Raw genomic sequence first — 24,886 nt, forward strand, 5'->3', positions numbered from 1 at the left:
CCAAAGCCTGGCCGCCACTGAATCGCCTTACACTGTCTGCATGATCAGAGAGGCGTATCTGCAGGGGGCCGCGGCCGCCGCCGATCTCATTGGCCGTCCATCCGTGGCCGCCGCATGGGACGAGCCGAGCGTCCTTCCCGGGTACCGCGTCGCCGGCCTGTGCGGCCATCTCGCACGCAACATCGTGCTCGTCGAGCCGCTGCTCGCCGCCCCTGCCGGCGGCGCGCACCCCATTCCTGTCCTCGATCACTACACCGGCGACGACTGGCTGGACGCGGACCCTCGGAGTGAGGAGCATCTCGCGATCCGCGAGCGGGGCAAGAAGGCTGCGGCCGACGGCCCCGAGAGTCTGGCGGAGCGCGTGTCCGGCGCCGTGAGCCGGCTGAATCGGGCCATCGCCGCGCAGCCCGCGGACCGGGTCGTCGACCTGCCCGGCATGTGGAGCCTGACGCTCGACGACTTCCTGCTGACCCGCCTGGTCGAGGTGGTGGTCCACTGCGACGACGTGGCGGTGAGTGTCGGCCTGCCCACCCCCGAACTGCCCACCGCGTACTACGAGGAGACGATCGCTCTCCTGTCGCGGCTGGCGATGCGACGGCATGGGCCGATCGCCCTGGTCCGGGCACTCAGCCGAAGCGAGCGGGCGCCCGGCACGATCTCCGCCTTCTGACCGCGGCGGTGGTCACCTGGGCGGCCCGCACGTCACGCCGCTTCGTCACCGCGTCGGTTGGTCCATGGCCGCGGCGAGACTGCGCGGACGCATGTCCACCCAGTGCTCCTCGACGTACTCCACACACGACGCGTGCCCCGTCGGCCCGTGCACCGTGCTCCAGCCCCCCGGCACGTCGAGGTCGGCGGGCCACAGCGAGTGCTGGCCCTCCTCGTTGCACAGGACGAGGTAGGAGCCGTCGGTGTCGTCGAACGGGTTGCTCATCACAGTCCTCCATGTGTCGTGGTCATCCCGGCCGCGTCGAGCGAACCGGGTGGTGTGGCGCCGTTCAGGTGGGCGTCGCCCTCGAATCGGGCCGGTCGAAACCCCCCGTCCCGTCGGCGGCGGACGCGCGGCCGAGGAATTCCACGAGGCCGTCCACCGACTCGCTGTCGAAGAGATCGATCAGTTCGAGTTCCAGATCCAGTTCCGCGCCGAGCCGGCGTACGAGCTGCGCACCGCGAAGTGAACTACCGCCGATGGCGAAGAAGTTGGCCGAACAGTCGACCTCCGGCAGACCCAGGACCTCCGCCCACACAGCCGCGATGCGCCCGTGCAGTTCCGTGCGCGGCGCGACCGTACGCGCGGTATCGCTCGGCGCCACACGGTGGGGTACGTCCTCCAGGCCCCTCAAGGGCTTCGTCCCCACGGCGGGCAGCGACATCGCCGCCTCGGCCAGCCTGGCGAGAGTCGAGTCGGGACTCGCGACGGCGGCTTCGAGTATCTCGACATAAGCCCGGGCGACACCGTCCATGCTGCTGGCGTCGAACAGGTCCGTGGCATAGCGCAGGTTCAGGACGTGTTGCGCGTCTGCCAGCTCCCGCACCTCGGCCAGGAGGTCGAACTCCGTGGTGACCTCGATGCGAGGCAGCAACCGCTCGCTCACCTCCGTCGCGTCCACGCCGATCAGACGCAGGGGTTCGCTTTCGGGCACGTGCTGGAAGGCGACTTGATAGAGCGGGTGGCGACTGCTGTCGCGCGGCGGGTTGATCCGGTCGACGACGTGGTGGAAGGGAGCGTCCCCGTGCTCGAACGCGGTCGAAAGGTCCGAGCGGACCGCGACGAGCAGTTCGGACAGGGTCAACTCCGGGTCGCAGTCCGCGACCAGGACCACTGAGTTGACGAAGTAGCCCAGCAGGTCCTTGAGCTCCGGCTCGCTCCGCCCCGACAGCGGCGTACCGACCACAGCCCGCGGCTCGTCCGCCCACCGCGCCAGCAGGACGTCGAAGATCGCCAGGTAGACCACGAACGGGGAGACGGAGGCGGTGCGGGCCAGCTCCGTCACACCGCGGACCGCGGCAGCCGGGAGCGGGATCTGGCAGTAGGCCGCCGTGAAGCGGCGCAGAGCGGGCCTCGGCCTGTCGGTGGGCAGCTCCGGCGCGCGTACATTCCGCAGCCGTTGCGCCCAGTGTTCGACGGAGACTTCCAGGACGGGGGCCGCCTCCTCGCGCTGCCACCGGGCGAAGTCGGCGTACTGCACGGTGAGTTCAGGCAGTTCAGGTCGCCTTCCACGGACCTCCGCGGCGTACAGTTCGGACATTTCTCGCCGCAGCAGGACGTCCGAGCCACCGTCCCAGACGATATGGTGCGTCACCAGCACCAAGGTGTGCCGGTTCACCGCCAGCCGGAACAGCACGCCGTGCAGCAAGGGCGGGGACGACAAGTCGAACGGTTTCTCCAACAGTCCCGCCAGATCACCGGCGATGGCGTTGTCCTGCTCCTGTCCGTCCCGGTCGCCCAGATCGACGCGCCGCAGCTCGAAGGGCCCGCAGCCACGGACCACCTGCTCGGGTCGTCCGTCCACCGGGACCAGTGCGGATCGCAGCACCTCGTGCCGTTCGACGAGCGCGGTCAACGCCCGCCGCAGGGCTTCTGAGTCGAGTGGACCGGTCAGCTCCCAGCCGGCGAGCATCGTGTACGCCGACAGCCCGGGAACGAGTTCCTCGGCGAGCCAGAGCGCTTCCTGCCCGAACGACAGCGGTGCGTTGTCTTCCATCGTCAGCTCCTTCGCGAAAGGTCTTCCGCCAGGGCGCGCCGGTCCGTCTTGCCGTTGGTGTTCAGTGGCAGCCGGTCTAAGCAGACGACGCGCCCGGGGAGCATGTGCTCGGGCAGTACGGGGGCCAACTCCTTGCGCAGCCGGTCCAAGAGCGCCTCGTTCTGCTTGTCGTCCGCAGCGTGCCGGAGGCCAACGGCGTGCTCGGTGACGACGCACGCGGCCAGGGCCGGTTCCCCCCGCGCCGTGCTCTGGACGACCGCGGCAGCGTCGCCGATCCAGGGCACGGCCCGCAGGGCATGGTCGATCTCGCCCAATTCGATACGGAAGCCTCGGATCTTGACCTGGTCGTCCCGGCGCCCGACATAGTGCAGTTGGCCGGCCTCGTCCGTATGGGCGAGGTCTCCGGTGCGATACCAGCGGCCCGGCCTGTCGGGCAGCTGGAGGAAGCGCTCGGCGGTCAGTTCGGGCATGTCGACATAGCCGCATGCCACCTGGCGGCCGCCGATGAGGATCTCCCCGGTGCGCCCAGGGGGGACCGCCCTCAGTTCCTCGTCCAGGACGACGGCCGGGCTGTGGTCGTAGGGCGTGCCGATGGGGGTGGCTGATGCCGCCCGGGTCACCTCCTCGGCCGTCAGCCGCTTGAACGTGTTGTAGACCGTGGTCTCGGTGATGCCGTAGACGTTGCACCATGCGGGCTGCGGTCCGGGCTGGGATCGCGCCCAGGACTGGATGGCCCGGTAGTTGAGTGCCTCACCGCAGAAGGTGACATTGCGCAGCGGCAGGTCCACCCCCTCCTCCTCAACGACTTCGGCGAGGTGGTGGAAGACGCTGGGCACGATGTGGAGTCGTGTCACGCGGTGGCGCAGCAGCAGCTCCGCCAGGGATTCGGGGTCCTGCTGGGCGTCGCGTGGAACCGCGACCAAGGTGGCGCCGATGGCCACCGCCGCCCACATCTCCCACACGCTGACGTCGAATCCGTGGGCGTGTTGCAGGGGCCACACCTCCCGGTCACCGAACCCGAACAGCGGCAGGGCGTCGGCGAGCATCGCGAGGACGTTGGCGTGCGTCACCTCCACTCCCTTGGGCACGCCGGTGGAACCGGAGGTGTACATCACGTACGCGACGGACCCCGGTCCGGGCACGGTGCCGTCGTCGGCGGCACCGGCGAAAGGCCCGGGGATCAGATCGTCGCCGTCGACGTGCAGCATGGTCAGCGCCGCGATCTCGGGTGCGGCACGACCGGACTCGTCGCAGACGACCACCCGCAGTCCGGCGTTGTCGACGATGTGGCGCAGCCGGCGGGACGGATGCGCGGCGTCGACGGGGACGTAGGCGCAGCCTGCGCGCATCAGGGCCGCGGAGGCCACCAGGGCCAAGGGCCCGCGGGCCACGCTCATGCCGACCCGGTCACCGGGCCGGATGCCCACCGCACGCACCCTGGCGGACAGGGCGTCGACACATCGGTCGAGCTCGGCATAGGTCAGTCCCACAGGGCCCGCGGACAGCGCCGGGCGTTCGGCGAACTGTCGGGCGGAGTGGCGCAGGACATCGCTCAGAGTGCGCAGGGACAGTCCGAGCGGTGCGGTGTTCACAGGGTCCTCCCTGTGGGGGTGCGGAGCGACTCAGGCTCACGTGCGCCGTCGCCGTACGGCGTGTCCTTGCGCGTCGGCAGCGGGTGGGTCTTGCCCTGTGTCCAACGGGCGATGTGGTCGAGGTCCACGGAGCCGGTGCCGGCGGGGCTTCCAGGGATGGCCAGCAGACCGTCCTCGGGGCGGGCAGGTGCGACGACCAGGCGCATGGCAGCGCCGAAGTCGGGCTGTGTGACCCGCAGGCTCTCCGGGCAACCGGACAGTCCGACGCCGGGTTCGCCTGCGTGGCCTCCGGGTTGACCGCCGTGGACCGGGGTACCGCTCAGGGGCGTCGGCGCGAGGGCGTTCACGCTCCCCCAACGGGTGGGCTCGGCGCTGCCGGTGCGTTTGGTCAGCAGTGCCTTGGCGCTGCCGAGCATGCCCGCCACAAACGCGGCCGGCCCGCTCCAGGGTTTCGGCACGATATCCGCGGCCAAGGCGTCGAGGAGTCGCCGCAGAGGCCGTTCGTGGCCGTTGTAGCAGTACGTGAAGGCCTCGTCGTACCGCCGACAGGGACGGGTCACGGCGGCGAACAGCTCCTCGCGCAGCAGTTCCCGGAACAATACGAGCAGGGCGAGACCGTACTCGTCGTGGTGCGAGGTGCCGCGCCAGGCCAGGACCTCATCGCGCAGGGCGCGCAGCGGCACGGGGGCGTGCTCGGGCACGTATCGAAGCGCCAGGTCGCGGTAGTACGCGTACAGCTCGGCGTCCACATCGAGTTGCAGCGCGCCGCAGCGAGCCTCGTCGTGGGGTCCGGCTGCGGCGAGCGCCGCGGCTGCGCGGCGGGCCCGGGTGCCGGGGAAGAAGTTCCAGCCGAGGCCTGCGGTTCGACCGGCCGCGTCCCCGTTGTTGCAGCTGATCACGTGTCCGCTCGGCGGTGTCACCAACCGCGGCAGTTCGTGGGGGGCGAGGCGTGGCGTCGGCCACGGTTCCCGTGCCGGGTCGGAGAAGCCGCGTGGTCCGCCCGCGCGCCTCGGGTGGCGGCCCGTCACCGTCCAGGCGACGTCGGCCGCCGTGTCCGCGAGGATGACGTTCAGGGGAGGCATGCCGCAGTCGTTGAGCAGGTCGGCCGCCGCAACGACGTTCGCGCTTTCGTACAGTCCGACGAGGGCGAAGTCGAGTGCCGTCGGGTCGGTGAGGTTGCCGCTCAACGCCAGTGGGCGGCCGCGCAGTTGGCCGACGACCGGGCCCCACGGGGTCTCGCGCACCTCCACCTCGACGTCGTCGCCGCCCATGACGCCGACGCCCTCCCGCCGGATGCTGAAAGCCCGGTCGCGGCCCTCGTGCCGATATGTGCCGGGGGTGCTGCCCGAAGTCAGCTCCCGCAGCTCGCAGGTGTCGGCCGGGAGACGGGTGAATCCCCAGGCGATTCGACCGTTGGTACCGGCGACGATCACCGGCAGGCCGGGAACGGTCACGCCCGTGACGCCGGTGTCCCCGACGACGAGCCGGGCGGCGTACATCAACGACGGGCTGGTCAGCTCCAGGTGCATGTCGTTGGCGAGGACGGCGGTGTCTCCGTCGGTGACGGCCCAGGCGTTGCTGCCGATGGGACGGCCTTCCGAGACCACCAATGGCCCGGGAGGGCCGGGTGGTTCGGCCATGAGTGCCTTCACCTCGGCGACCGGCAGGGCGGGTCGGCACACATCCGGAACCGTGCCGTCGATGCCGACGGCGAACTCGTCCTGCGGGTCGAGCAGGAAGTCCACGACGGCCGCGGGCAGCGTCCGTCGCATCACCTCGACCATGCGGACGTCCTGTCCGTCCGATGAGAGCGCTTGGAACAACCCCTGTGTGACCGCGATGCAGTCCACCGGTGTCCACTCACCGCCCGGGCCGTTCGGTGCGGCGGCGTTGACGCCGTCCGCGTACGCCCGCAGAGTGTGCCGCTGCGACGCGGGCAGCAAGTCCCAGCAGGCCCGGGCGACGTGCGCGAGTCCCAGGACGCGCTGTCGCACGTCGGCCTGCACGGCTTGAGGACCGAGTATTTCGGCGAGCCGTCCGTGCGTGCGTCGTCGCAGGAAGTCCATCTGCTCGCGGCGGTGTCGGGCGACCACCCAGCCAAGGCCGAACGCGGCGGCCGTCCAGCTGGGCGCGGTCACGACCGGCCGCTCGAGTGCGTCGGAGGCGACTTCGACGATGCCGTCCGCGGTACGCAGCCGAACGGGTGCGGTGGCATTCATCGCGGCACCGCCGCAGGGGACGGTACGACGATCGCGTCAGGTGCCTCGGCGAACAGCCGCAGGGCGTCCACGACGGCGCTCAGGACAGCGTCCGGCTTCTGGGGGTCTCCGGGGTCTTCGGCGTGTTCGACGGTGATCCGCAGTGTGCCGTTGTCGTGGGCGAACAAGGTGACGCTCAGCCGCGGGCCGAGCGCGGAAGGCACCAGGAGGCCTCCGTGGTCGTACAGCGGTGACATGCGCAGGGCGGACTCGGCGGGGGCCCGGTATGGCCGGTCGAAGGCGACCACCACATCCACCAGGTCGTCGGGACGCAGTCCCAAGGTGTCGCAGGGTGGCCCGAGCAGGTCGTCCAGCGGACTGTCGGCGCACCGCCGGGCCTCGGCGAGCTGGGCCCGCGTGGCCCGCACGATGTCGCGCGGTGTCGCGCCCACGGGGACCGGTACGGCGAGCAGTGTGCTGTTCGCGAAGGGGCCGACAGTGCGCTCGTGAGCGGCGTGCGCCCGGTTGTCGAGCAGGGTGCCGATCCCGACGTGCCGACGGCCCAGGTGACCGGCGAGCGCGGCGGCGACGGCTGCTGTCGCCACGACGAAGTCCGTGGTGCCCTCGGTGCCGGCCCATGCGTGCAGCCCCCGCAGCACGGAGGCGTCCAGTTCGGCACCGCGGCGCACGTACCGGACGCCGCGCGGAGCGGGTTCCGCCGTGGCGGCCAGGTCTGCTGCGAGATCACGAGCCACGCGCGTCCAGTGGCGGCGGGAGTCGACCGTCACGTCGCCCTGCCGACCTCTGCGGTGGAGGGCGTAGTCGATGTGGGTGAGGACGTCGCTGTCGCCCATGTGGACACGGCCCTCGGTGACCAACTGCGTGTAAGCCTCGGCGAGGTCGTCCAGGAGGACCGTTTGTGACACGCCGTCGACGGCCAGGTGGTGGAGATGCAGCACGAGCAGGTCGGCCGCATGACGCCGGCGGAACAGCTGGGCGCGCAGGAGGTTGCCCCGCAGGAGGTCGAACGGCTTGAGGTGCGCGAGGCGTACCTCCTTGAGGATGGCCGCCTCCTCGGCCTGCCCTCCGGCGCTCACGGGCATGTCCCGCTCCACCAGTTCGACGTCACCGGGCGCCCAAGGTGGAACGATCACCTGCTGGCGTGCGCCGCCTCCGTCCGGCGTGGGGAAAGCCAGACGCAGCGCGCCGTGCCGAGTGAGCAACGCGTGCAGCGCGCGCCGCAGGACAGCGCCGTCGACGGGCGGATCCACGGCGACGGGCACGACGATGCTGTGGACCGGTGAGGGCCCGAGGGCGTCCTCGATGCGCAGCAGTCGCTCCTGCTGGGGCGACACCGGACCTGTGACGCGGCCCGAGGGGCGCAGCCGTTCGTCGGCGGTGACCGAGTCCTCGCCGAGCGCGGCGATCGTTCGAGTGACGAAGTCGGCGAAGACCGGATGATCGAAGATGAGTCCGGTCGGCAGATCGGCGTCGAGTGCCTTGCGCAGGCGGGACATCAGACGGGTGGCGAGCATCGAGTGGCCACCGAGCGCGAAGAAGTGCGCGTCGTCGTCGACCTCGGGGACGTGCAGGAGGTCCTGCCAGCATCGGCGGGCGGAGTCGGCCACCGTACGGGTGTCGCGTCGACCGTGCGGTACGGGGCCCGTGTCCATCAGCGTCTCTCCCTCATCGTTTCCCATGGGTTCAGCGCTCTTCTTGTGCCAGTGCGGTGCGCAGCGCGGCCCGCACCAGAGCGATGACCATCAGCTCGTTCTCCTCGATGAACAGATGGCCGCCGTCCAGGTCGTGTCGGCGCAGGGGCTGCTGCGTTTCGCGGGCCCAGCCGGCCATCACCTCGGGTCCGGCCTCGGGGTCGTCGCGCCCCGCCAAGGCCACGATCGGCGTGGACAGGACAGGGCCGGGCGTGTGGCGATAGCGGTCGGCCAGCGCGAAGTCGGAACGCAGCATCGGAAGCAGCAGGGAGAGCATCTCCTCGTTGTCGAGGATGGCCTGGGGAGTCGCCCCCATCTCCCGCAGCAGAGCGATGAACTCCTCGTCCGGCAGGGTGTGTTTCGGGGACAGCGCCCCACACTCACGTGGCGGTGCGCAGGCCGCAACGACGAGGAGGAGCGGAGGGCGGCCTCGTCGGGCCAGGCCGCGGGCGACCTCGAAGGCCAGGAGTGCGCCCAGGCTGTACCCGAACAGTGCCAGGGGCAGGTCCTTCTGCAGCGGGGCGGTGGCCTCGACCACTTCGTCGGCGATCCGGTGCAGGTCGTGCTCGAGCGGCTCGCCCCACCGGTGGGCCCTGCCCGGCAGGCACAGCGGGAGCACGTCCGCAGTGCCCGCGAGTGCCTTGTCCCAGGTGCGGTACATGACGGACGAGCCACCCGCGTAGGGCAGGCACAGCAGGCGTACGGCGCTGTCGCCGGGGGCGGGAGGGGCGGGGAACCACAGGCCCGTCCCGGTGGCCGAGCCATGCCGGCTGTCGTCACGCGTAGGCACGGGACTGCCTCTCGTAGTGGTCTCGGCGGATGCCGTCGTGCTCGGCCATCGGATGCTCGTGGACGCCGAGTCGGGAGATGCGCCCCTGGTCGACGACGCCGCTCAGATCGACGTCCTCGAGGAGTCGAGCGTCGCTGCTCGGATGGCGGAATCCCACGCCGTCGAGGTGAATCCCGTCCACCAACATGTCGCCGGCCAGGACCACGACGGGCGCCTTCCACCGGATCCGCCGGGCGCCTGTCGCCCGGGCCCCCGTACCGTCCTCCACCCCTGCGACTTCCCTCCGCCGTCCAACGTTCACTGCAGGACCATGAGCCGGGCCGAGGCTAGGACGCCACGGTTTTCCCGCGGTTACGCCGGCCAGGAAGGTGAGCCGCTGGTGGAGCGGCGGCACGTAGGCGCCCCGGCTCGTCTCGTCGTCGGCGCCGGTTGCGGAGTTCAGGCGCCGTGGTCAGGCCGAGGGGTGCCTGCGGCCTCGGCGAACAGCCGGTCGGCCTCGGGGCCGGAGTAGCCGCCGTAGTCCGACGACGCCCGCGCACGGGCGTCAGCGACCGATGATGCCCGTGCGCGGGGACCGAGCCGCGAGGCCCCCTCCTCAAGAGGGTCTCTCGTTGCTATCGTGACGTCGCTCACCGCGCACCACGAGGACTTCCCCGTCGTGCCCGCGGAAAGGACGGAACCGCCGTTGAAGCAAGGTGTCGATCCACAACGGGCCAGGCTGGTCGAGGCGTTACGCGCCCGGCGGCGAACACAGACCCCCCGGACGCTCCCGATGACCGCGACCCAGCAGGGAATGTGGCTCGCCGAGCAGTTGAGCCCGGGCGTCTCGGGATACCACGACACGGCGGTCCTGCGCATCGACGGCCCCTTGGACGCCGAGGCACTGCGTCTGGCGTTGGGCGACGCCCGTGCGGTCCACGAGGCGATGTGGTGCCGTGTCATCGAGGTCGGCGAAGAGCCCCGGCAGTCTTTCGACGCCCCTGCACCGGAGTTGGCGTACACGGACCTGGGTGCCGTCGATGCGCAGACCCGGGCGGCTCGGATCGAACGCCTGACCGCGTTGACCGCCACCGAACCTTTCGACTTGGAGACGGGCCCACTCTGGCGTGCCCGACTGATCCGGGTCGAATCGGACGAGCACGTGCTGGTTCTCGTCTTCCATCATCTGATCAGTGACGGCTGGTCCCATGGTGTATTGCTGCGCACACTCCTGACGCACTACGCGGCACGAGCGCAGAACACAGCCCTGCCCCCCGCTCCGGATACCACCGGCTACCGCAGATGGCTGCTCTCCCGGGCCACGCAGGAACAGGCCGCGGTGGACAGCGGCAGGGCCCGCGAAGTGGCCGCGCTCCTCGCCGGGGCCCCGTACCGGGCAGCGCCGCCGGGACTCAAGGGGACACCGGACGATCGGTTGGCGGCGGCTGTGGAACTCCCCGTGACGGGCGCTACATGGGCCTCATTCGACCGGGCGTGCAGGAGGGCGGGGGCCACTCGCTACATGGGGCTGACGGGCCTGTTCGGTCATCTCCTTTCCCGGACCTCGAGAGCCGAGCGCGCGGTCCTCGCCTCACCGGTCGCGATCCGGGACGTACCGGGCAGCGCCCATCTGATGGGTTGTCTGATCAATGTGGTGCCCCTTGTGCTCGTGCCCCGCCCCACGGTTGACCTCACAGCCGCACTGACCGCGGGACGGGATGCCGTCCTGACGGCCCTCCGGTACGCGGACGTGCCCTATCGTGACGTGGCCCGTGCCCTGGGGCCACTGACCGCGTCGGACGACCCGGTCACCAATGTCGGTGTGGAGGAGTTCAACGCCCCGCAGGATCCGGTGCGCGTGGGCGATGTGGTGGTCACTCCGATGCCACGCGGCCATGTCCGGCTGCGGCACGACCTCGCACTGAGCGTCGCACGCCACGGGGCGAGCGCCCAACTCCTTCACCCCGTCCAGAGCTGGGACGTGCACGAAGTCGAGTCCCTCGCACAGAACCTGGCGGAGCTCATCGGTGACGCTGCGGCGTCTGCCACCCCGGCGGCGTGATCCCTGTTGCCCCAGCGCCTACGGCACAGGGAGGGCAAGAGCGTCGAGCCCTTCACATATGCGATCGAAGCGCAGTGCGTGAAGACGGCCACCGTCCAACGGGAGTAAACGACCGCTTAAACGCGCGTCCGGGCGCGCAGGTCCGCGCGCCCGGAACGGTGGCCCATCCGGAGGGCCGGTTGGCAACCGCCCGACGCTACCGTCGCAGAGGCGTCGTGGGATCGGGCAGTGACCGAACAGGAGTGACGACACAGCGGACGCGTGCGGTCACGCGCGCAGGCCCCACTCCTGGGCGTTGTAGATGACCAGCCCGTTGGTCGGGTTCGCCCGCACGTTGGCGAAGCGGTCATCCACGACGAGCAGGCTCGGTTTCTGGCACAAGGGCAGCGAATACGCCTCATGGGACAGGACTTCGTCCGCATGGTTGAGCAGCTCGTGGGCCTTGACCAGGTCGAGCGTCTCGTTCGCCTCGCCGACCAGGCGGTCGACCTCGGGGTGGGAGAAATGGCCGAAGTTCATTCCGCCGCCGGTCGTCCACATGTCACGGGCCGGCCCGACCCGCAACGGGCTTCCGATCCAATTGAACGCCACGATGTCGTAGTCGCCGGCCACCAACGTGCCGGGCCGGTCGGTCGGTTCAATGCTGACCTCCAGCCCGATGAGGCGCAACTGATCGCGCACCAGCTCGCCGGTGCGTCGGCGCATGACGTCACCGGGCGCGTGCCTGAATCGCAGCACGGGGACGGCCGAGCCGTCCGGGGTGCGCAAGCGGCCGTCGCGGATCGTATATCCGGCGGCATGCAGCAGCCGCTCGGCCGCCGCGATGTCGCCACTGCCCTGGCCAGTGCTGGTGATCACGTCGCGGTAGGCGGGCTGCCCCAGATAGAAGTTGTGGCTGTTCGACGGTTCGACGTCCGGATGGAAGGTGCCGATGGTCTCGGCCAGGATCTTGTCCCGGTCGACAGCCGTGAAGATCGCCCGACGCAGGTCGGCGTCGGCGAGGAACGGATTGCGGGTGTTCAGGTCCAGATGCTCCCAGACCAGCCCCTGGCTCAGCTCGTACCGGACACCGGGCATGTCACGGAACGCGTCCACGAGCGCCTTGGTGGGCTGCGGGGTGGACATGCCGTGCACCACCCGGTGACGCACCGCGTCGACGAGCGCCTCCGGGTCGGTCACCACCCGGAACACGACGCGGTCGAGGCTCGGCGCGACTCGGCCGTACCACCTCGGGTTCGGAACCAGCACCACCTCGACACCGGGCTCGACGTGCTCCACCTGGTACGGTCCCGCCGACCAGGTGGGTACCACCTGGTCGAACGAGGCGAACGCCGCCGCAAGACCGTCGGCCGTCCCGAGGTCACCGGCGCGCGCCGCGATGTGCGCCGGATACAGGTACGAGAACATCGCGTCCCAGTCGGGAAACGCCTTGCCCGACACGAGCGTGACCACGACGGTGCGGCCGTCGTCCGCGCCCTCCACGGACTCGACCAGCTCGTACCCGGCATGGGTCGACGGCTCGCACGCGGGGCTGTGGAGCCCGCTGGACACGCGCCAGGTGTAGCGGAAGTCCTCGACTCCGACCGGGGTCCCGTCGTTCCAGCAGACTTCTGGTCGCAGCCGGTACACGATGGTCTGCGGGTCCGTCGCGACCAGCTCCGGCTCGCTGGCCAACAGATCCTCGTTCCAGTGGTTCTGCAGGTCCGGGAACGCGACGTACGGACTCGGTGTGATCAGTTGCAGCACCATACCCGTGTCGACGACGTTGCCGACCGATGAGAGCAGGTTCCAGTTGGGCGGGGTGTTTCCGACAGCATGCACGTAGGTGCCGCCCGGCTTGACGGCCGTCCGGTTCGAGTCGTTCAGCTCCACGGTGATCCCTTCACTCGTTTGATGCTCAGCACCGGAGTAAGCCCCCTCGTGGCCCTCGCGTAGCCGACCGGCAGGTCGTCGCCGCGGGTCACGGTGGCGATGGTGTGCGTGTTGACGGCGAGGTGGGTACAGCCGCCGGCACTGAACATGCGGGCCGCAAGATCCGCGTCGACACGATGTACGGGCCAGGGGCCGAGGCAGCGGAACAGCCGAATCACAAGGTCCTCCAGCTCGCGTCGGAACCTACCCACGGCTGGTTCGGGAGCAGTTACGCACGCGGCATCCGGTACTCACGGAAGGTGCCGCCGAGCCGAGGCGCGTCGTTACCCTGTGCCGGCGACATCGTCATACACACACCCGGCGAAGATCTTGTCGATGAGTTCCATGGTGGGTTCCGAGAGGAGCACCCCGGCTGCAGACGCCGTCTGGGCAAGCTGTTCAGGGGTGGAGGCACCGACCAGTGCTGAGGTGACACCGGGTCGGTTGAGCACCCATGACACCGCGAGCCGGGCCGGCGTCATGCCCTGGTGCCGGGCGAGCCGGGCGAAGAGTTGCACTCGCTCCAGGATCGGCTCCGCCATGAAGTGGTCCATCAGGAGCCTCCCGGTGGGGTCGGCGGCCCTGGAATCCGCCGGGGGCGGTTCGCCGGGCGCGTACTTGCCGGTCAACAGGCCCTGTGCGAGAGGCCAGAAAGCAACCGTGCCGATGCCGAGGTCCTGGCACAGCGGCACAACGGCCTTCTCCGGGACCCGCCAAAGGACGCTGTACTGCGGTTGACTCGCGACCGGGGGCCGGACACCCATTTCGGTTGCCGCCGCACAGGCCGCAGCGATCTGTTGCGCCGTCCACTCGCTGAATCCGTAGTGGGCGATCTTGCCTTCCTCGAGGAGTTCCCCGAAGGCCGCGATTGTCTCCGCCAGGGGTGTGCGGTCGTCGAACCGGTGGGCGCTGAGCAGATCGATGTGTTCGGTGCGAAGAGCCCGCAGGCTGCGCTCGACACCTGCTCTGACGGCTGCCCGTGACAGCCCCGCCACCGTGCCCCCGGGCTCGTAGTAGACCTTGGTGGACAGCACGTAGGACTCTCTCGGAGCACCCCGCAGGGCGATGCCCAGTGCCTCCTCCGCGTCACCGTACGAGCCGGCAGTGTCGAACAACGTGATGCCGAGATCGCGGGCGGCGCCCACGAGGCGGGCGGCGCCGCGCCGCCCCTCCCGCGACAGGGGGCGCCAGGTGCCGAGGCCGACCTCGCTGACGACCGGGCCGCCGGCTCCGAGGGTACGATGGCGCATCGTCTCACTCCCCCACGGGCCACCGCCTCAGGCGCAGCCCCCAGTGCTCGAAGTTGTAGGCGTGGATGTCACGGTGGCGTAGCAAAGTCATCACCGTCAGAGCCGACCGAGTGGATGACCGTCGCCGGACCGCTCGGGGTGTGCGTCATCGCAAGCATTGGCTCCTCAGCGCTTCACGACCCGGAGGTCCGGGTCGGCTGGGACGGCCGGCGCCCGGGAGACGCCGGCCGCACCTGCCCCTGCGGGGTGCGATGTGCGACGCAGTCCCGGCCTCAGGTGTTGAGCTCGTGCCAGCCGGTCAGTTCGATCAGTTCCTCGGCGAGTGCCCTGGGGGTGCGCCGCCGGTCCAGCTGATCGGCGGTGAGCTCGACGCCGTAGTAGTCCACGATGCGTTTGAGAACGCGGTCCCTGGCGGGCTCGTCCCCTCCCAGGGAGTAGAAGTCGTCTTCTGCCGAACACTTGGCGACGTCGATCTCCTCGCGGTAAAACCGCGTGATGATGCTCGCGAAGATATCAAGGTCACCGTGGACCACGGTGTCCTTGCCCCGGACCGCGACCACGAGGGACAGGCGCCTGCGGTCGGTGATGTTCGCCTTACTGCCGTGAATGGTGCCGCCGTCGAACAGAGCCGCCGACCCGGCGGGGATGTCGGGTTCCTCGCGCAGGTGGGCGATTCGCTCGAGCAGTTCCGGCTGGACCTCCGGTAGACCGTCCGGGTGGAAGATGTGGGGTGCGAGGCCGAAGCGGTGGCTGCCCCGGTAGAAGACCATGCCCGAGTTGTCGTTGGTGACGTCGTCGAGCGCGATCCACAGGTGCAGGTAGTGCGGCGGGTCGACGGGCCCCGCGAACAGCTCCTGGTGCATGCGCAGCGGCTTGCAGCCGGGGCGCTTGGGGAAGGTCTCGAGGTAGAACAGCGCCGGATCCCAGTCGACGACCCCACGGAACAGATCGAAGAAGCGGTCCTGGTTGCCGAAGCGGTTGAACCACTCGTCGTAGCGCTGTATCTCCGTCATATTGCGCAGTACGCCGTCCGGATGGAATTCGTAGTGCACACGAGGGACGTCCGGGAGCACCTCCTTCTCATAGCGCTCGAGCTGCGCCCGGGTCTCGGCGACCTCGTCCTTGCTGAGGAGGCTGTCGATGAGGACCACACCGTCGCGTTCCAGGCGGGACTTGATGGATGGGTCGTCGATGGTCACGAAGTCCACTGATCACTCCTCTTCCGCTTTTGCTTCTGCGGCTTGGCGGGTGGGGACAGTGACGGATTCGGCCCCCGCCTCGTGGGCTCTGGCGGGCTGTTCGTCGTGCTCTTCACCCTTCTGCTCGGCGTTCTCCTCCGCCTCCAGCGCCTCCAGTGCCGCCAAGTACTGGTTGCGTACTTCGGTGAGATCGTCCTCGTTGAGGATGCGGGAAAATGACGTGGGCACCAGGTCAGCCTTTCTGTTGCGATAGGTGTTCGAGGTCCGAACCGGCCCCGCCGCAGCGGGCGAAGGCAGCCAGCAGGTCTTGTTCCGCCGCGGCGAACGCCGTGCCCGACCAGTCGGCGAGCCGGTGGTGTGTCACCCCGTTGAGTTGTCCGTTCTCGGTGAAAAGTTCGAGCACCAGGGCCAGCGAGGTGGGGTCGACCGCGTCGCCCTCCTGGGTGACGTAAGCAGCGTCGAGCCGCCCTCCCGGCAGGTCACGGCGCTCGTCGCGTGGGGGTTGGAGGGCGAAGGCGACCTGCGGCAGAGTGTTCGGTCCGCTGGGCAGTTCACCACGTTCTGCCAGGATGCTCAGGCTTTCCTCCGTCGGCATCTCCTGGTGAGCAAGAGCCTCGGCCATCGCCTCGTTCGTCAGCTTGACCAGGTCCTCGGCCGTTGTCCCTGCGGGGCGGTCGACGGTGACGTGGACGGAGTTGGCGAAGCAGCCCACGGTGCCATCCGTGCCGGGCAGGCCCCGGTTCGAGGTCTGGATGGCCACGGCCGGAGTGCCGTCACCGGTACGCCGTGCCGTGAAGTCGAGGACAGCGCTCAGCAGGACGACGAACAGAGTGGTCTCGCAGCGTGCCGCCAGCGCGCGCAGGGCGCGGGTGAGCTGTGTGTCCACGGTGAACGGCCGTGCCCTGCTGATGAAGCTGCGAGCCCGTCCCGAAGCCCCCGCCGGGTAGAGCGAGGGCGTGGGTGAGCGACGCAACGAGGCACGCATGGCGTCGAGGTGAGCTTCTAGACGGTCACCGCACAGGGTGGCGTGCTGCCATTCGGCGAAGTCGGCGTAGTCCATGGCCAGCGGGGGCCGCGCACTGCCCTCGCCCAGGCGGCACGCGTACGCGTGGGCGAGGTCGTCGACGAACAGCCCCTGGGACATGCCGTCGAACACGATGTGGTGAAAGACGGACACGAGCACCCACGCGCGCTCACCAGTCCGGGCGAGAACGAAACGCGCGGCCGCACCCCCATCGGTCAGATCGAAGCCGCGGAGCCGCTCGCGGCGCACCCGCGCGTGCAACGCCGGCTCACCGCCGTCGCGCAGATCGACCTCGGTGACGTCGGGGCCGATGTCGGCGAAGCGCTGGGCCGCCCGGCCGTCGTGAACGCCGAACACCAGCCGCAGTGCGGACTGCCGCGAGACGGTGTCCTCCAGGGCGCCCCGCAGCGCAGGGACGTCGATATCGCCGGTGAACCGCAGGACGCCCACGTTGTTGAAGAGCCCCGCGCCACCGGTGGCGGTGTTCATCTTGTGCAGCGCCCGTTGGCTGAGTGCCAGCGGGAACCAGGTGCGGCGCCGGCGCCGGGCCACATCGGCGAGGGAACGCCGCGGTGTGGCGGGCGCTGCGCGCAGCTCGTGTATCACACGGGCGACGGCCGCCGGTGAGGCGTCGCGGTACAGTTCGGCGAAGGGGATACGGACGCCGTACTCCTTGCCGAGCAGTGTCAGGGCCCTGGTGGCGAGCGCCGAGTCTCCGCCGAGTTGGAAGAAGGACTCGTGCTCTGCGCAGGCGGACACGTTCAGGAGGTCGCAGAACACTGCTCCCACCCTTGTCGCAACGCCGTCGGCCATGAGCTCTCCCAGGGTGATCGATCCGGTAACGGGGCGGAACGAAGACGGTGCCGGGAACGGTAACGCCCCCCAGTTAGCCTCCAGTTACGGGCCGTGCGCCGAGCCGTGCGGCCGGGGTCACGCGTACGCGCGAGCCTGTCTGTCGTAGAGGTCGCGGTAGAGGCTGTCCCGCTGTGCCATCAGGTCGCCGTGCCGGCCCAGTTGGACGATGCGCCCGTCCTCGACGACGACGATGAGATCGGCGTTGCGCGCCGTGGAGAGGCGGTGTGAGGCGAACAGCGTGATGCCGCCCGCTGCTTCCGCACTCTGCCGGGCCGCGTCGACGTAGGCGCTCAGCAGGGCATCCTCGGCCAGGGGGTCGATGGCGGCGGTCGGTTCGTCGAGCACCAGGAGGCACGGGGCGCGTCGCATGCAGGCGCGGGCGAGAGCGATGCGCTGCCACTGCCCGCCGGACAGCTCGGTACCGGCATCGAAGGAGGCGCCGAGTTCGGTGGCAAGGCCGTTCGGGAGGCGCTCGACGAGGTCCGCGGCGGCGGCACGTTTCACCGCTTCCCCCACTCGCGCGGCGTCGTCGGCGTGCGCAACCGATCCGACGCCCACGCTGTGCTGGACGGTGAACTCCAGTCGACTGAAGTCCTGGAAGCAGCCACTTGTGCGCGCGTACCAGGCCTCGAGGGGCGCATCCCTGAGATCCACGCCGTCGACGGTGATGCGGCCATGCGTGGGTTCATAGAGGCCAGTGATCAGTTTGATCAACGTGGACTTGCCCGCGCCGTTGGCCCCGACGACGGCGACAACGGTCCCGGCGGTCAGCTCCAGGTCGACGTCCCTCAGGACGGAGGTGCCGGTGTCCGGGTACTGGAAGTGGACGCCTTCGAAGCGGATCCCCGTGGACAGACGGGGGCCGGGGGCGGGTGCGGTAGGGGCCGGCCGCGCCACGTCTGCCGCATACCGCTCCAGCCACAGCAGCCGCCGGGACGCGGAGAGGACCTGCTGGAGGAAGCCGGCGAAGACGACGGCCTGGCCGAGTTGGGTGCTGATGGACGTGACGAGCCCGAGGACGAGGACGACATCCCCGAGCGAGGTCGTGCCGCTGGCGAAGTCGTGCAGTACGAAGAACAGGGCGCCGCAATAGCCGACGGCGAACAGCGCCCCGCCCGCGCAGTTCAGGGCCAGGCCGCTCCACACAGCGCGGGTGACGGTGGCGTCGGCGTCCGCGGCGGCGGTGCGGTAGCGCTCGCGCAGCGCGGGTCCCAGGCCGAAGAGCCGGATCTCCTTGCCCGCGGGCAGGGAGGTTCCCGTGGTGTACAGGTGGCCGGCCAGCCGGGAGTTCGTCGCCGACCGGGCGATGGCGTCGGACCGTTTGCGCTGCCCGCGGCGGGAGGCGAGCAGCGAAGGCAGGGCCAGCAGCGGCAGGAACAGCAGGAGGGGCTGCACCATGGCGAGCACCAGACCGGTGACCAGTGCGCGCACCACGGCGCCGATGACGAGGGAGAACACGTCCCCGCCCTCGGAGAGGTGGACGCGTTCCTGCCGCAGCATCTCGACGCGGTCGAGCACCTCGGGATTGTCCAGGTGGGCCACCCCCGGCAGACCACCGATCGTTCGCATCAGCCGCCGGTCGACCACCGCGGCGGTGGCCTCGATCATGCGGACGTTGAGTTCGATGGCGTAGCTGATACTGCCCATGGACAGACCGGTGGCGAGAGTGGCGGCACCGACAGCGGTCCACAGGGCGGTTTGGTCGTGCGCGACGATGGCGTCGACGACGACTTTCACCAGGTAGAGGATGACCACGGGGATGGTGGGCCGCAGGCCGAAGCTGACGAAGGTGATCAGAGTGGCGCGGCGATCGGCTTCAAGGGAGAGCGCCAGCGCTGCACGCAGCGGGCCGCGGTGCGGTCGGCCGGGGGGCGTCATCAGTCCTCACCCCGCTCGGCGTAACGGTCCGCCTGCACTGTGAACATGTGTGCGTACCGACCGCCCCTGTCCATGAGCTCCTGGTGGCTTCCGCTCTCGGCCACCGCTCCGTCGGCGAGGACCACGATCGTGTCGGCGTGCCGGACGGTGGAGAACCGGTGGGAGACGAGCACGATGGTCCTGCCCTCGGCCGCGGCCAGCAGCAGGTCGTACAGCTCTGTCTCGCCGCGTACGTCGAGCGCGGAGCTGGGCTCGTCGAGCACCAGGGTCGTGCCGCCCGCGGACAGCGCCCACAATGCACGGGCGAGTCCGACACGCTGCCACTGTCCGCCGGAGAGGTCCACGCCGCCGTACTCGCGGCTGAGGACCGTGGACCAGCCGTCGGGCAGGGCCCGTAACACCTCGTCGAGTCCTGCGGTGCGGGCGACTGCGGTCAACTCCGCTTCGCTCGCAGGGCGGTGCGGGGCGCCAAGGGCGACATTGTCCCGCAGCGGCAGCCGCCATCTGACCCAGTCCTGGAAGAGGGCGGCGCAGCATTTCCACCATGTGCCGGGCGGAAGGTCCCGCAGGTCGGTGCCGTCGACGAGGACGCGGCCCTCGGTCGGCTCGTACAGACCGCACAGCAGTTTGGCCAGGGTGGTCTTCCCCGCGCCGTTGACACCGACGACGGCGAGGGACGTTCCCGCCGGAACGGTGAGGTCGAGGTGGCGAAGTACCCAGCTGTCGGACCCGGGGTAACGGAATCCGACGTCTTCGAAGACGATGGACCGCCGCGGCATGGCGGTGGAGGGCGGAGCGGCGGGGGACGGGGTGACCAGGGCGTCACCGCCGCCGGCGCCCGGCGCACGGGGCGCCGGTTGGGCCGCGTCCGGTGGTGCCGTGTGCGCCTCCAGTTGCCGCACGGCCGCGAGTACCGTGCCGCCGACTTCGATGTTCAGCAGATCGGGGGTGACGATGCCGAGCCCCAGCAGCCCGACGCCTGCCACGGCGAACATGACGAAACTGCCGACGTCCACCCGCCCGTCGACCGCGTCCGCCACCAGCAGCACGAACGCGAGTCCCTGCGCAGCCAGCACCACCACGCCGCTCACCAGGCTGACCCGTGCGGCACCCGCGCGGTCACCTCGGGTACTGGCGATGGCCTTGCGCCACTCCGTGGTGTAGCGGTCGAGCAGCCAGTCGGTCAGTCCGAAGGTCCGCACCTCCTTGCCCGCCGAGGCGCCGCACAGAGTGTTCTTCAGGTACATAGCGCGGCGCATGAGGGCGGGGGTGCCTTCGGCGGACTCCAGGGCCCGCTGGTACATGCGCGACACGATGACCATGGCGTAGCCGTAGGCCACTGCCAGCAGCACGGCGAGCCACCAGCGGTAAGCGAGCAGGAGGAGCACACCGGACGCCGCGCCGCCGCGCGCGATGCCGACGTTGACAGCTCCCACCACGGCGTCCCGGACACAGGTGCCGTTCAGTCCGCGGTCCGCGGCGGAGGCGAGTTCCCTGGTGCGCGCCTCTTCCAGGCGGCCGAGGTCGGCGGGGCGTTCCAGCGCGGTCAGCACACGCTCGGCCAGCCCCCGGTGCAGCCGCCTGCCGAGGGACTCGGCCACCGCCTGGGCGAGCGGAGGCACCACCTGCATCAGCAGGAACACGGCGCCGAGAGCGAGCGCTGCCGCACCGCCCCCGCCGTCGAACAGGTCCTTCCCGTGCGAGGTGGCGAGCCTGCCCGCGAGTGCGCCGGAGGTGACGGCGAGGGATGCGGGCAGCAGCGCCGCGAGGGTGACCAGGCCCGACAGGCACAGAGTGCCGAGGCGGTCCATGGCCAGCATCTCACCGGTGAGCACGGCGATCGGCGGCGTGCGTCGACGTATGCCGCCTTCCCCGGCCCCGGCGGACTCCCCGGCGGCTTTCTGCCCGCCGCTCACATCGCTGACTGGCACGTAGGCTCTCCCTCGGCGCATTCCCCGTCGCATTCCAAGTGCGGCGCGGCAACGCTATCCACTCGTGGTTTCCGGCCGGTTATGTGCGCGGTGCGCAGTCGGCACGCACCGACCCCGGAATTGTGCAGGCTGCCTGCCCGAACGACATCGCCGCAGCTCACAGCGCTGAAGCGCATTTTCGAGCGGCACGAACAACCAGACAGCAGCTCGCCCGCCACGCAGGAACGCGCCCCGTCGCCGACCGCCGTACGCGTACGCAGTGCGCCGCGGATTCCGCCGACCCGCTCCGGGAGAGAGGCGGCCCGCCGAAGTACCGGTACACGCGGCCCCGCCGCATAACCGACCGCTAACTCCGCCGCCCTAGTGTGCGTCGGTATCGGGCGTCCGACTCGTGTCCGTCCGGCGACCTCGTGGGAGACGAAGAACATGTCTTGGGGGCGGTTGCGCCGTGAGGCTCCGATTCACTTCAACGCCGGCCCAGACGGCACGGGTCATGGGGCGTCGGCCCGCCATGCGGACGTCGAGACGGTCGGGGCCGGCGACGACGTGACCCTGTGGAATGCATCGGCCCACCCCGGTCCGGACGCGTGTGCATCGGCAGGGGGGGCGGCGCGCACGGAGATCGCGCCGCTGACCGAGGAAATCGTGCGGCGAGGGCTCCGCTTCGACATATCCGTCCGGGTGCGACGGCTGCGCTCGAACAGGGCGTTCGCAGCTGTACCCAGCCGTCGTAGCCGTGAGGGGACTGATGAGGGGGCCCATGATGCCCGGAGAGTGGTCGATGTCCGTACCGGAGGCTCCGGTCCAGTCGCTGCGATCCTCCAGCGAACAGGTGCTGTGTGAGATGTTCGCCGGCCTGTTCGGGCTGGACAGCGTCGACGCCGACGCTGACTTCTTCGATCTGGGCGGCACTTCGGCGCTGGCCACCCGACTGGTGGGCCAGATCCGAACGGTCTTCCCGGGAGACATCACGTTCGGCGACGTCTTCGAGAAGCCCACCCCCAGGGGGCTGGCGGAGGTGCTCGACCAGGCGGCAGCGGCGAGCCCGCCCCCCCGGCCGGCCGGCCGTCCGGCGAGGATCCCGCTGTCCCCTGGGCAGTCGACGTTCTGGTTCTACGAACAGCTGCGTGGCCCCAGCGCGGATCACAACATCCTGCTGTCGCTGAAGCTGACCGGGCCGCTCAACCGGGACGCGCTCGCCTGGGCGTTCGACCGGCTGATCGACCGGCACGAAATCCTGCATACCGTGTTTCCCTCCGATCAGGACGAGCCCCACCAGGTCGTGCTCGACCCGGCTGCCGCCCGGCCGGGACTACGCGTCGTGGACGTCGCCGGCGGCCAGGTCTCCGCGGAGCTGTCGTGGCGCGCCGCGCTGCCGTTCGACCTCACCACCGAGCCTCCGTTGCGTGCCTGGCTTCTGGCGATCAGCCCGGACGAACACGTCCTGCTGATCTCCCTGCACCACATCGCAGGCGACGGCTGGTCGACGGCGCCGCTCTGGCGTGACCTGTCCGCCGCGTACTTCGCGAGGCGCGACGGACTGCCATGGCAGCCGCAGCCGCTTGCCGTGCAGTACGCGGACTACAGCATCTGGAAGCGGGACCTGCTGGGCCGCGAGTCCGACAGCCACAGCGTCATCGCCCGCCAGGCGCGGTACTGGGCACAGACCCTCGCCGGTCTCCCGGAAGAGCTGCCGCTCCCGGTGGACCGGCCGCGTCCGGCGCGGTTGACCGCACGCGCGGACGGCGTGCGGTTCACCGTCCCGCCGGATGCGCGTCGCCGGCTTCTCGCGCAGGCGACGGCCGCGCAGGCCACCCCGCTGACGACTCTTCGCGCGGCCGTCGCGGTCCTGCTCGCCAAACTCGGCGGCGGCAGCGACATCCCGATCGGCGGCTTGGTGTCGGGTCGGACCGGTCCAGGGCTCGAGGACGCCATCGGCTTCTTCGTCAACACCCAGGTGCTGCGGTGCACCTGGGAGGGAGACCCGACCTTCGAGACGGTGCTCGCCCGCGTCCGCCAGGCCGAGATCGGGGCGTACGCCAACCAGGACATGCCGTTCGACAGGATCGTCGACCTGCTGAAGCCGGCCCGGCTCGCGTCAAGGAACCCGCTGTTCCAGGTGATGGTCGTCCTCGACGAAGGGATCGGCGCCGGTCGGGACCTTTTCGGTTGCGTCGTCGAGAGGCAGGAGGTGGACCTCCTCGGTCTCCCGACGTTCGACCTGTCCTTCAACTTCGCCCTGCCCGAGGCGCACGAAGGCGCCGACGCCGGTATCGAGGGCTGGCTCGGGTACAGCCCCGACCTGTTCGACCGCTCGACGGTCGAGCGCATCGCCGATCAGGCTGTACATCTCATCGACGCGGTGACCGCGAATCCGGCAGCGCCGCTCAGTGCGTTGGCCCTGCCGTTCCCGGTCGAAGCCCGGCCGGTGAGAGGGACAGCCGTCGATCCGACGGTCTCGGTGACCGCGGACACCGCCCCGCGTCCCCGCACACCGCGGCTGGACGCCCTCTGCGGCGCGTTCGCCCAGATTCTCGGAGCAGAGAAGTTCGGGGCCGACGACAACTTCTTCGAGCTCGGCGGACACTCCCTGATGGCGGTGCGCCTGGTGAGCCGGATTCGCTCGACGCTCGGCACGGACCTACCGGTACGCGTGGTGTTCGAACAGCCTTCACCGGCGGGGATCGATCGGTGGCTGGACCAGGCCGAGGCGGGAACCGGCACGCCGGGTCCAGCCACCGACGGCCTGGACGTGGTGCTGCGCATCCGCCCCGAGGGCGACCGAACGCCGGTGTTCGTCATGCCCCCCGCCCTCGGGCTCAGTTGGTGTTACACGCCGATGAGCCGCTGGCTCGCGGACGGATTTCCGATGTACGGCCTGCAATCACGCGGAATCCGCGGGGACGGGCTTGTCGGCCGGACGCTGACGGACATCGCGACGGACTTCGTAGAGGAGGTGCGTCGCATCCAGCCGAACGGCCCGTACCAGCTCCTCGGCTGGTCATTCGGTGGCAACGTCGCTCATGCCATGGCCGTGCTGCTCGAAGCGGCCGGAGAGGAGGTCTCCATGCTGGCGGTCCTCGACAGCTACCCCTGGGACGGCGGGCAGGCCGACCCGGCGCCGAACGTCGAGCCCGCGGTGGCCGACCCGCAGCTGACGACGGAGGAGCTGCGCCGGGTGCTCCAGGCGTCGCCCGGCACGGCGGCGGCCATCCCCGACGAGTGCCTTCCGGCGCTTGCCCAGGTCTTCGCGAACAACCGCAGCGCCCTGCTGCAGCACCGATCCGGCCGCTTCGGCGGGGACGTCCTCATGTTCACGGCGGCGGACAGTGTCGAACAGGGAATGGATCCGCGCTCGTGGCAGAAGTTCATCGACGGCAGCCTGAAGACCTGGTCCGTGAGCGGCAACCACTACGAGGTCTTCGGCCAGGAGCCGTTGGAAACGATCATGTCCGTCGTCAATGCGGAGCTCACCGCGAACCATGACCGGAATCGAGCACGTGCGACGCAGGAGAGAGGAGTGGCCGGATGAGCGGCGACGAGTCGACGTCCACCGTCGACACCACCGCAGTACTGCTGGGGATCTGGCAGCAGTTGTTCCGGGATCAGCAGGTGGGTGTCGATGACGACTTCTTCGACCTCGGCGGGCACTCGCTGCTCGCCACTCGCGTGATCTCCCAGGTCCGTGCGGCGCTCGGCAAGCGGGTCATGTTCAAGGACATCGCGGAATGCCGCACGATCGCGCTTCTGTCGGCCCGGATCGACGAGGAGAGGTAACGGGCCGTGCCTGCGAGGAGCGG

The 24,886-nt window shown here is 70.0% G+C and carries 18 protein-coding genes; 4 read left to right on the forward strand and 14 right to left on the reverse strand.

The features are described 5' to 3' along the window. The first annotated feature begins 40 nt into the window (after positions 1 to 40). Positions 41 to 670 carry a maleylpyruvate isomerase N-terminal domain-containing protein gene (locus ACZ5DS_RS08425; RefSeq protein ID WP_468235201.1) on the forward strand — a complete coding sequence of 210 codons (630 nt, stop codon included), beginning with the start codon at positions 41 to 43 and terminating at the stop codon, positions 668 to 670. 45 nt (positions 671 to 715) lie between these two features. On the opposite strand, the gene ACZ5DS_RS08430 is transcribed toward ACZ5DS_RS08425, so the two are convergent. The 7 genes from ACZ5DS_RS08430 to ACZ5DS_RS08460 all read right to left on the reverse strand — a co-directional run bounded on the left by ACZ5DS_RS08430 (position 716) and on the right by ACZ5DS_RS08460 (position 9,265). After that, positions 716 to 934 carry an MbtH family protein gene (locus ACZ5DS_RS08430; protein WP_468235202.1) on the reverse strand — a complete coding sequence of 73 codons (219 nt, stop codon included), beginning with the start codon at positions 932 to 934 and terminating at the stop codon, positions 716 to 718. A gap of 64 nt (positions 935 to 998) precedes the next feature. After that, positions 999 to 2,705, reverse strand: coding sequence for a condensation domain-containing protein (locus tag ACZ5DS_RS08435; protein ID WP_468235204.1), 1,707 nt, complete (start codon positions 2,703 to 2,705; stop codon positions 999 to 1,001). A 2-nt stretch (positions 2,706 to 2,707) separates the two neighbouring features. Next, positions 2,708 to 4,297 carry an amino acid adenylation domain-containing protein gene (locus ACZ5DS_RS08440; protein ID WP_468235205.1) on the reverse strand — a complete coding sequence of 530 codons (1,590 nt, stop codon included), beginning with the start codon at positions 4,295 to 4,297 and terminating at the stop codon, positions 2,708 to 2,710. Next, on the reverse strand, positions 4,294 to 6,516 hold the full coding sequence (locus ACZ5DS_RS08445) for a penicillin acylase family protein (protein WP_468235207.1): 2,223 nt from the start codon (positions 6,514 to 6,516) through the stop codon (positions 4,294 to 4,296). Before ACZ5DS_RS08445 ends, ACZ5DS_RS08440 begins: the two co-directional genes overlap by 4 nt. After that, positions 6,513 to 8,195: a condensation domain-containing protein gene (locus tag ACZ5DS_RS08450; protein WP_468235208.1), complete on the reverse strand. Its 1,683-nt coding sequence runs from the start codon at positions 8,193 to 8,195 to the stop codon at positions 6,513 to 6,515. Before ACZ5DS_RS08450 ends, ACZ5DS_RS08445 begins: the two co-directional genes overlap by 4 nt. Before the next feature lie 4 nt (positions 8,196 to 8,199). Continuing rightward, a complete protein-coding gene (locus ACZ5DS_RS08455) occupies positions 8,200 to 8,997 on the reverse strand; it encodes a thioesterase II family protein (protein WP_468235209.1) in 798 nt (265 codons plus the stop codon). Next, positions 8,984 to 9,265 carry a hypothetical protein gene (locus ACZ5DS_RS08460; protein WP_468235211.1) on the reverse strand — a complete coding sequence of 94 codons (282 nt, stop codon included), beginning with the start codon at positions 9,263 to 9,265 and terminating at the stop codon, positions 8,984 to 8,986. Before ACZ5DS_RS08460 ends, ACZ5DS_RS08455 begins: the two co-directional genes overlap by 14 nt. A gap of 504 nt (positions 9,266 to 9,769) precedes the next feature. On the opposite strand from ACZ5DS_RS08460, the gene ACZ5DS_RS08465 reads away from it, so the two are divergent. Further along, a complete protein-coding gene (locus ACZ5DS_RS08465) occupies positions 9,770 to 11,038 on the forward strand; it encodes a condensation domain-containing protein (protein ID WP_468235212.1) in 1,269 nt (422 codons plus the stop codon). Between the two features lie 267 nt (positions 11,039 to 11,305). Here the strand turns inward: ACZ5DS_RS08465 and ACZ5DS_RS08470 are convergent, their stop codons facing one another. The 7 genes from ACZ5DS_RS08470 to ACZ5DS_RS08500 form a co-directional block, all read right to left on the reverse strand. Then, entirely contained in the window at positions 11,306 to 12,910 is a 1,605-nt protein-coding gene (locus tag ACZ5DS_RS08470; protein WP_468235213.1) for an ABC transporter family substrate-binding protein, read from the reverse strand. A 323-nt stretch (positions 12,911 to 13,233) separates the two neighbouring features. Beyond that, positions 13,234 to 14,199, reverse strand: coding sequence for an aldo/keto reductase (locus ACZ5DS_RS08475; protein WP_468235215.1), 966 nt, complete (start codon positions 14,197 to 14,199; stop codon positions 13,234 to 13,236). Between the two features lie 272 nt (positions 14,200 to 14,471). After that, the gene (locus tag ACZ5DS_RS08480; protein ID WP_468235216.1) at positions 14,472 to 15,407 is read right to left on the reverse strand and encodes a phytanoyl-CoA dioxygenase family protein; all 936 of its coding nucleotides are present in this window, start codon (positions 15,405 to 15,407) and stop codon (positions 14,472 to 14,474) included. A 3-nt stretch (positions 15,408 to 15,410) separates the two neighbouring features. Further along, positions 15,411 to 15,626, reverse strand: a complete 216-nt coding sequence (locus ACZ5DS_RS08485) for a hypothetical protein (RefSeq protein WP_468235217.1) — start codon at positions 15,624 to 15,626, stop codon at positions 15,411 to 15,413. A gap of 4 nt (positions 15,627 to 15,630) precedes the next feature. Continuing rightward, entirely contained in the window at positions 15,631 to 17,235 is a 1,605-nt protein-coding gene (locus tag ACZ5DS_RS08490; protein WP_468235219.1) for a condensation domain-containing protein, read from the reverse strand. 117 nt (positions 17,236 to 17,352) lie between these two features. After that, the gene (locus ACZ5DS_RS08495) at positions 17,353 to 19,155 is read right to left on the reverse strand and encodes an ABC transporter ATP-binding protein (protein ID WP_468235221.1); all 1,803 of its coding nucleotides are present in this window, start codon (positions 19,153 to 19,155) and stop codon (positions 17,353 to 17,355) included. After that, complete coding sequence (locus tag ACZ5DS_RS08500; RefSeq protein ID WP_468235222.1) at positions 19,155 to 21,086, reverse strand: ABC transporter ATP-binding protein; 1,932 nt, start codon at positions 21,084 to 21,086, stop codon at positions 19,155 to 19,157. Before ACZ5DS_RS08500 ends, ACZ5DS_RS08495 begins: the two co-directional genes overlap by 1 nt. Positions 21,087 to 21,846: 760 nt before the next feature. On the opposite strand from ACZ5DS_RS08500, the gene ACZ5DS_RS08505 reads away from it, so the two are divergent. Beyond that, positions 21,847 to 24,618, forward strand: a complete 2,772-nt coding sequence (locus tag ACZ5DS_RS08505; protein ID WP_468235224.1) for a condensation domain-containing protein — start codon at positions 21,847 to 21,849, stop codon at positions 24,616 to 24,618. Next, the gene (locus ACZ5DS_RS08510; protein WP_468235225.1) at positions 24,615 to 24,863 is read left to right on the forward strand and encodes a phosphopantetheine-binding protein; all 249 of its coding nucleotides are present in this window, start codon (positions 24,615 to 24,617) and stop codon (positions 24,861 to 24,863) included. The genes ACZ5DS_RS08505 and ACZ5DS_RS08510 overlap by 4 nt, the downstream gene beginning before the upstream one ends. The last annotated feature ends 23 nt before the right edge of the window (positions 24,864 to 24,886 follow it).

It is taken from the genome of Streptomyces sp. NPDC031100 (assembly GCF_055570785.1).

Coding starts and splice junctions, on each gene's coding strand:
- ACZ5DS_RS08425 (WP_468235201.1), top strand. CDS start 41: ATGATCAGAGAGGCGTATCTGCAGGGGGCCGCGGCCGCCGCCGATCTC.
- ACZ5DS_RS08430 (WP_468235202.1), bottom strand. CDS start 934: ATGAGCAACCCGTTCGACGACACCGACGGCTCCTACCTCGTCCTGTGC.
- ACZ5DS_RS08435 (WP_468235204.1), bottom strand. CDS start 2,705: ATGGAAGACAACGCACCGCTGTCGTTCGGGCAGGAAGCGCTCTGGCTC.
- ACZ5DS_RS08445 (WP_468235207.1), bottom strand. CDS start 6,516: ATGAATGCCACCGCACCCGTTCGGCTGCGTACCGCGGACGGCATCGTC.
- ACZ5DS_RS08450 (WP_468235208.1), bottom strand. CDS start 8,195: ATGGGAAACGATGAGGGAGAGACGCTGATGGACACGGGCCCCGTACCG.
- ACZ5DS_RS08465 (WP_468235212.1), top strand. CDS start 9,770: ATGACCGCGACCCAGCAGGGAATGTGGCTCGCCGAGCAGTTGAGCCCG.
- ACZ5DS_RS08475 (WP_468235215.1), bottom strand. CDS start 14,199: ATGCGCCATCGTACCCTCGGAGCCGGCGGCCCGGTCGTCAGCGAGGTC.
- ACZ5DS_RS08490 (WP_468235219.1), bottom strand. CDS start 17,235: ATGGCCGACGGCGTTGCGACAAGGGTGGGAGCAGTGTTCTGCGACCTC.
- ACZ5DS_RS08495 (WP_468235221.1), bottom strand. CDS start 19,155: ATGACGCCCCCCGGCCGACCGCACCGCGGCCCGCTGCGTGCAGCGCTG.
- ACZ5DS_RS08505 (WP_468235224.1), top strand. CDS start 21,847: ATGATGCCCGGAGAGTGGTCGATGTCCGTACCGGAGGCTCCGGTCCAG.
- ACZ5DS_RS08510 (WP_468235225.1), top strand. CDS start 24,615: ATGAGCGGCGACGAGTCGACGTCCACCGTCGACACCACCGCAGTACTG.